At 62.8% G+C, this 7501-nt stretch carries 8 protein-coding genes; all 8 read right to left on the reverse strand.

The features are described from left to right. Nucleotides 1–659 (reverse strand): ABC transporter permease (locus EN991_RS15710; RefSeq protein ID WP_164769100.1); only part of this gene is annotated, 659 nt, incomplete at its 3' end. A gap of 43 nt (nucleotides 660–702) precedes the next feature. Beyond that, nucleotides 703–1647: a substrate-binding domain-containing protein gene (locus tag EN991_RS15715; RefSeq protein ID WP_127369090.1), complete on the reverse strand. Its 945-nt coding sequence runs from the start codon at nucleotides 1645–1647 to the stop codon at nucleotides 703–705. A gap of 64 nt (nucleotides 1648–1711) precedes the next feature. Beyond that, entirely contained in the window at nucleotides 1712–2626 is a 915-nt protein-coding gene (locus tag EN991_RS15720) for a sugar phosphate isomerase/epimerase (protein ID WP_013530826.1), read from the reverse strand. A 55-nt stretch (nucleotides 2627–2681) separates the two neighbouring features. Then, nucleotides 2682–3767, reverse strand: coding sequence for a Gfo/Idh/MocA family oxidoreductase (locus EN991_RS15725; RefSeq protein ID WP_127369091.1), 1086 nt, complete (start codon nucleotides 3765–3767; stop codon nucleotides 2682–2684). 35 nt (nucleotides 3768–3802) lie between these two features. Continuing rightward, nucleotides 3803–4864: an ABC transporter ATP-binding protein gene (locus EN991_RS15730; protein ID WP_127369092.1), complete on the reverse strand. Its 1062-nt coding sequence runs from the start codon at nucleotides 4862–4864 to the stop codon at nucleotides 3803–3805. A 1-nt stretch (nucleotide 4865) separates the two neighbouring features. Beyond that, the gene (locus EN991_RS15735; protein ID WP_127369093.1) at nucleotides 4866–5957 is read right to left on the reverse strand and encodes an ABC transporter ATP-binding protein; all 1092 of its coding nucleotides are present in this window, start codon (nucleotides 5955–5957) and stop codon (nucleotides 4866–4868) included. Beyond that, complete coding sequence (locus tag EN991_RS15740; RefSeq protein WP_127369094.1) at nucleotides 5954–6913, reverse strand: sugar ABC transporter permease; 960 nt, start codon at nucleotides 6911–6913, stop codon at nucleotides 5954–5956. Before EN991_RS15740 ends, EN991_RS15735 begins: the two co-directional genes overlap by 4 nt. After that, nucleotides 6910–7501 (reverse strand): carbohydrate ABC transporter permease (locus tag EN991_RS15745; RefSeq protein WP_164769102.1); only part of this gene is annotated, 592 nt, incomplete at its 5' end. The genes EN991_RS15745 and EN991_RS15740, both read right to left, overlap by 4 nt.

Genomic DNA, 7501 nt, shown 5'->3' on the forward strand with positions numbered 1-7501 from the left:
GCGTTGCGGTTCGACCCGATGGCGCTGATCCAGTTGCCGAGCTTGGCATAGCGCAGCACATAGATTGCCAGCAGCGAGAGACCGATGAACCACCACAGCGAGGTGTAGAACCGGAACGAGCCGACATTGAAGCTGCCGGCCAGCAGCGTCACGAAAAAACCCGGCTGGTCCCAGGATTTCAGCGGAAAGCCCTGTGTGATGTAGAGCGCTGCCCCACGCACCACGAGCAGCATCGAAAGCGTGACCAGGAAGGACGAAATGCCGATCTTGGTGACGATCAGCCCGTTGATGGCGCCGATGGCGATGCACAGCAGAAGCCCGGCCAGAAGGGCGGCACCTATATCCACGCCGCCGTTCTGCACCAGGAGCATGACGACGACCGGGGCCAGCCCGAACACGGCGCCGACCGACAGGTCGAACTCGCCCGCCGTCAACAGCAGCGTCATGCCGAGCGCGATGATGCCGAGCTCGGGCAGGAACGCCATCATGTTGGAGATGTTGAGCGGCGACAGGAAATTGGCATCGGCAATGGCGAACACCGCGAGCAGGACAATGAGGATGACGAGCGAGGAGAATTGCGGCGAGCGTATAAGGCTCGATCTGCGTTTCCCGACAGGCATTTCGTCTTCTGCGGCGATCATCATGACTGCTTGAACCATGCTTTGAAGAGACGCCCGCGGCTTGCGCCGCGGGCACCGGTTTTCACTTCGTGTCGTAGAGTTTCAGGATCGGTTCGACGCTCGAGGCGTCGTAGAGGCTGAACGTATGGATGTCGTAGCCGATCGGCTCACCCGAAGCGGCGAGCCCGAGCAGCGCCACCGGCATGAAGCCCTGCGCAGACGGGAACTGCCAGGCGGCCGCGTTGACGAAACCGGATTTGACGGCTTCCGCGGTTTCCTTGGAATTGCCCCAGCCGACGACCGGGATCTTGCCGGCCGGCACGCCGGCGCCGTCGAACACCCGCTTGACGCTGGCCGCGACGGAATCGCCAAGCGCGATGATCGCCGGCGGATTGTTGGCCACCATGTAGTCGGTCATCTTGGCAATGATGCCGGCCGGGTCGGTGCCGCAATCGACCACATCATATTTGATCCCCAACGGATCGAAGACGCTGGCGATGCCTTCGGTCTCCAGCTGCTGATAGCTGGCGCCAGGCACTTCCACCGGCAGGAACACCTTGTCGCCCTGCTTCACCATCTTGTGGTCAACAAGATACTTGGCCCAGATGACGCCCGCCTCCTTGAGATCGGCACCGACATAGGCCTGCCGTCCGGTCGCCGGGTCGTCTGTGTTGAAGAACACGATCGGGATGCCGGCTGCCTTGGCCGCCTTCACCTCTTCCGTCCACAAGCCCGGCTGGGCCGACGTGGTGGCGATGCCGTCGGGCTTGGCCGCAAGCGCGGAATTGAAGGCCTCCTTCTGCGCCGCCATGTCGGCGCCGCTGAATGAGATCTTGCACGTCACCTTGAGCTGATCGCAGGCTTTGGTCGCGCCGGCATTCCAGTCCAGCCAGAACGCATCCGACGGACCGCCATGCGACAGCAGGTAGAACGTCTTCTGGCCATCCTGCGCCATTGCCGGCGCGCTCAATGAGACACCGGCGAGCAGCGTTGCGGCAGCCGCCAGTTTCAATGCGAATTTCAACATTTTTTCTCCTCCCTTACTTTGGAACCGAACCGCGCCGCCGCGAACCAGCGGCGCGAGAAGGCCGTCACAGACCGTTGGCGCGGAACTTCCCGTCGAGGAATTTCTTGGCGCGCGGCACGTCGTCTTCCGAGAGATGCTCGATGATCACCGGGATGTTCGGATGCTTTTCCGCCAGCCGCTGGAGATAGAGGTCGTAGTTCAGCGAACCGAGGCCCGGTGCCGGCAACTCGATCTCACCGACGCCACGGAATGTATGGCTCTCCAGCGCGTCCTCGTCGCCGATATCGGCGTGCTTCTCGGACTTGTCGCCGCCCGAACGCTTGACGTCCTTGGCGTGAGCTATTCTGATCTTGTCGGTCAGCGTGTCGAACACCTGGTTCAGGATCTGGTCCATCCTGTCGATGTTATGCGTCTCGAAATAATTGGTCGGGTCCATCAGCAGACCGAGGCCGGGGTGATCGACCTGCGCGAACATCTTGACCGTCTCCTCGACCGAGCCGACGACGTTGTTGACATAGGTTTCGAGCAGGAAGACCGCGCCGTGGTCATAGGCCGTCTGGGCAAGGTCGGCGACCACTTTGCGGCATTCCTCGAACCCTTCCTCGGTCTTGTTCTTGGGGTGATGCACCCAGTCGGATTCTGTGTTGTAGGTGCCGGTTTCCGAGATCACATACGGGCTGCCGAAATGGCGGGCGTTGCGGATGATCTCTTTGAGGTAGCCGACGCGCTTGTCGCGCTCGGCCTTGTCCGGGTGGATGATATTTGTGTAGCCGGAAATGCAGCACACCGGCAGGTGATGATCGCGGAAGACGTCGCGCACCTTCTTGGCCTTGTCCTTGGTGATCTGCCCGGCCGACAGGTCGACATCCTTGAAGTGGAGGTCGAGTTGCACCGTGTTGAAATCGAGCCCGCGGATTTTCTTCGCCGTCTCTTCGAGGCCGTACGGGAAATAGCCCGTGAAAATACCTGCCTGCATCATGGTGTGAATTCCTCCCTGTAAGCGATTCAGTTGTCTGGTGTTTCAGCTGCGGTGATCAGGTAGCGATTTCGGAAAGCTTGACCATGCGGGCCTCGTCGATCGAGCGGTAGCCCGCCTCGACCAGCGCCATGGTCTTGACGTTGTCGGCGACCGACAGCGCCGGCGGCGTGCCGGTCTTCACCGCGTGCTGGAGCTGCTCCATCACACCGATAAAGGCATGCGGGAACCACATCGTGTCCCAGCTCGGGCTGACCCATTCGCCGCCGGTCGTCTCGGTCGAAGCGTAAGTCAGCGTCGAGGCAGCGCCCGTCGGCCAGCCGATGGTGCCCTTCGCGACCCCCTTGCTGCCGTCGACGCGCCAGTTGATGTGCTGGTCGTCCTTGTAGCCATCCTGGCGCGGACCGGACCAGACATCCTCCAGCGACACGGCAAGCACGCCGGACGGGAAGCGCAGCGTCGACACGGTGATGCCGTCGGAGTGGTCGAATGTCGTGCGCGGGTCTTTGCGTGTCAGCGTGGTGATCTCGTCGGGATCGCCGAACAGGAAGCGCAGCACGTCGAGATGATGCACGCTCATATTGGCGAGCGTCAGCCGGTCATAATCCTCGAGAAAGCTCTGCCAGTGCGGGATGGCGTGCATGTCGATCTGGGCGAAGACGATGTCGCCCAGCGCGCCGCTGTCGATGATCTGCTTCAAGACGCGCATCGACTGGTCGTAGCGCATGTTCTGATTGACCGAGAGGATCTTGCCGGCCTTGGCCGCCTCGTCACGCAGCTTGACCGCTTCGTCGACCGACAAGGCCAACGGCTTCTGCGCCAGGATCGCCTTGATGTGCTTCTGCTTCAGCGCGTGACGGATCAGCGCCGGCTGCAGGTCGGGCGGGAAAGCAAGGTCGATGATCTCGACATTTTCGTCCTCGATCAGTTTTTCCGGTGTGTCGTGGACGGTCGGAATGCCCCAGCGCGTCGCCACCTTCTCGGCGCTGGCCCTGGTGCGCGAGGCGATTGCCACCACCGGGAACCCGGCTTCCTTGTAGGCGGCGAGATGGCACTCGGCCATGATCATGCCTGCGCCGACACAGCCGATCTTGTATTCCTTCGTGCGGACCTTCACGTCCGGCTCGAAGCCTTTGCTTGCCATCTCTTCCTCCCGAAACTCTTTCCTTGCGGCGGCCGTCATCGTGCCAACGCCCCGCCGCTCTGTTCGAAATAATGCACTCTGGCCGGCTCGCAGGATATCGCCACCATGGCATCCGGCCGGATGTCGGGCTGGCCGCGCAGCAACGCCTTCAGCCGCGCCTGCCCGGCAGCGAGCGTCACCACGGTGTAGCCGCCAAGCGGCTCGACCTCGAACACTCGCGCCGGGCGGCCCGGGCCCCCATCCGCCCACGGTCTGACCTTGATGTCTTCCGGCCTCAGGCCGATCTCCACGGCGTCGGCGGGCGCTGTCTTGTCTTCGATGCGGATCGTGCCTTCAGCCGCTTCGACACCGCCCTCGCCGCGCGCCGATCTGAGGATGTTCATCATCGGCGAACCAAGCAGCCTTGCCACATAGGTGCTGGCCGGGCGGTCGTAAATCTCTGCCGGCGTACCGATCTGCCTGATCTTGCCGTCCTCCAGGATGGCGATGCGGTCGGCGACCGACATCGCTTCTTCCTGGTCGTGCGTGACGTAGATCAGCGTCTTGCCGAGTTCGCGCTGGATGCGCTTCAGCTCGACGCGCGTTTCTTCGCGCAGCCTGGCGTCGAGCGCCGAGATCGGATCGTCCATCAGATAGGCATTGGGATCGCGCACCAGAGCCCGGGCGATCGCCACGCGCTGCCGCTCCCCGCCCGAAAGCTGTCCCGGCGGCTTGTGCAGGATATGGCCGATATGCAGCTTCGCCGCGACGTCGGTGACCCGCCGCTTGATCTCGGCCTCGGCGACCCGGCGTTCGACCAGGGGAAAGCGGACATTTTCGAGCGCGCTCATATGCGGAAACAGCGCCAGGTTCTGGAACACCATAGCCACGTTGCGCTCGGCCGGCGACATCGCGTTGACCGGCCTGCCTCCGATCAGGATTTCGCCGGTGTCAGGTGTCTCCAACCCGAGCACCAGGCGCAGGATGGTCGACTTGCCCGACAGCGGCGGACCGAAGAAGCAGAAGAACTCATTGTCGTTGACGGTGAACGAGGCGTCGTCGACGGCGAGTGTATTGCCGTAGCGTTTGGTCACATTACGGAAGACGATATCGGCCATCTCAACCTGCCTTCATCGCAAGGCCGGTAGCGGCGTCGAAGACGCGCACCGACGACGTAGTGGGAGCGATGACAGCGGTGTCGCCGATAGCCAGCCCGACATCATTGTCGAACACCGTTTTCACAGCCGCCTCGCCCTGGCCGAGATGAACGATGGTGCGCGCACCGATCCGTTCGACAAAGGTCACCGGCATTGCGAGGCCCTGCCCATTCTGCACCAACGTCGCCTGTTCAGGCCGGAATCCGTAAAGCACCTCGCCGCGTGCACCACGCATGGCCGCTGCGAGTTCGCCCGGCAGCGGCGGCGTGACGCCCAACGGTCCGAGATCGACGACCAGTCCGCGGTCGCTCTCCGCCGGCCTGCCCTTGAGCAGATTCATGCCCGGCGCACCGATAAAGCGGGCGACGAAGACATTGGCTGGATCGTTGTAGACCTCGAGCGGCGTGCCGACCTGCTGCAAAACCCCATGATCCATGACCGCGATGCGGTCGGCCATGGTCATCGCCTCGAGCTGATCGTGGGTGACATACACCATGGTCTGGCGGAACTGCCGCTGCAGCTGCTTCAGTTCGGTGCGCATGACGGCCCGGAAAGCGGCGTCGACATTGGAGAGCGGCTCGTCGAGCAGGAAGATCGCCGGCTCCATGATCGCCGAGCGGCCGATCGCCACCCGTTGCAATATATTGACCGACAGCCTGTCGGCCTTGCGGTCGAGCAGCGGCGAAAGCTGCAGCATCTCGGCGACGGCGCCGACACGGCGATCGATCTCGGCTTTGGCAGCCCCTCGCATTTTTGGTCCATAGGCAAGGTTCTGGCGCACCGTCATATGCGTGAAGATGGCGTAGTTCTGGAACACGAAGCCGACGCCACGCCGGCCCATCGGCACGCCGGCCATGTCGCGCTCGCCAAACAGGATCTTGCCGCCGGTCGGTTCTTCCATGCCGGCGATCATGTTCATCGTCGTCGACTTGCCGCAGCCCGACGGGCCGAGCAGCGCCATGAACTCGCCATCTGATATTGCCAGGTCCATGGTCTTCAGCGCGGTGAAGTCGCCGAATTTCTTGACCAGGTTTTGCAGGTGGATGGCGCTCATGCCGGTACCACGCGTGCACGCGCCATGCGCTTCATGGCAAACACCGCGACGATCGACAGCACGACCAAAATGGCCAGCGCGATCGCCGCCACATAGCCCCAGATCAGGTCCTGCGTGGTGAGCTTGTAGATGTAGACCGAGATGGTTTCGGTAGCGACGCCTGGACCGCCGCCGGTCATGATGTAGAGCGTGTCGAAGATCTTGAAGTTCTCGATCACCCGGATCGCCAACGCGATGATGATGATCGTCTTCATCTTCGGCAGCACGATGGTGACGAAGCGCTGCCACGGATTGGCGCCGAGCAGCGTCGCCGCCTTGATCTGGTCCTCCGGCACGCCGACCAGGCCGGCAAGCAGGATAAGGAACATCAGCGGCGTCCATTGCCAGATGTCGGCGACCATCACCGCAATCAGCGCCAGAGTCGGATCCGACAGCCAGGCGATGGTGACGGGAGATCCGGTGAGCGCCGACAAGATGTCGTTCACCGGGCCGCCCGACTGGAACAGCATGAAGAACATGTAGCCGGCCACGGCAGGCACCACCATCATCGGCATCAGCAGGATCGAATAGAAGACGCGCTTGCCCGGGAAATCGTCGGCAAACAGTGTCGCCAGCGCCAGCCCAAGCAGGAATTCCGCCGGCACGCAGACGATCATGACGATGGCCGTACGCTTCAGCGCGCTCCAGAAGCGCGCGTCGGCGGCGAGATCGGTGTAGTTGGCAAAGCTGTTCCACATCGACCAGGCGTTCCACCAGCCGGTGCCCGACAGGGGCGACCAGTCGGTGACGCTGATGTAGAGCTGCATCAACAGCGGGAAGGCCGAGATGAACAGCACCAGGATCTGCGCAGGCAATGTCAGCCGGAAACCCAGCCTTGCGCCCTCATCGCGCGAAACCGGCTTTGCTCCGACGGCTTTCACCTCATCCTTGGAAGTCATGACAGTCACCGCGCTCATTGCTTGAGCGCCCCGAATGTCAACCCGCGCACCAGATGGCGTTGGATGGCGATGCCCATGATGACCGGCGGCACGGCCGCGATCAGGCCAAGCGCCGCCTTGGCGCCATAGAGCTGCCCGGTCATCGAGGAGGATAGCGAGGCCATGTAGACCGGGATGGTCACCCATTCGCGCGTCGTCAGAAGCAGCGCGATCAGATAGTCCGACCAGTTGAGGATGAAGACGAAGAGCGCGGCACTGGCCAGCGGCGCGCGCATCATCGGCAGCGTGATGCGGGTGAAGACGCGCAGCCGCGAACAGCCCTCGACAAGCGCTGCCTCCTCGATCTCGCGCGGCATGTCGTCGAAGAAGGTCTTCATCAGCCAGAAGGCGAACGGCAAGGTGACGATGCCGTAGATCAGCGCCAGGCCCCACCAGCTGTCGGTGAAGTTGAGGAAAGCCCACATGATCATCACCGGGATCATGACCGCCATCGGGGGAAAAATCCTGAGCTGGATCAGCGCCAGCGGCAGGTTCTGGCCGGAGCCGAAACGCGACAGCCCATAAGCCGCGGCAGTGCCCGCCGACATGGCGATCACCGTGCCGAAA

Source organism: Mesorhizobium sp. M7A.F.Ca.US.005.03.2.1, from assembly GCF_003997795.1.
Taxonomy (GTDB): Bacteria; Pseudomonadota; Alphaproteobacteria; order Rhizobiales; family Rhizobiaceae; genus Mesorhizobium; species Mesorhizobium ciceri.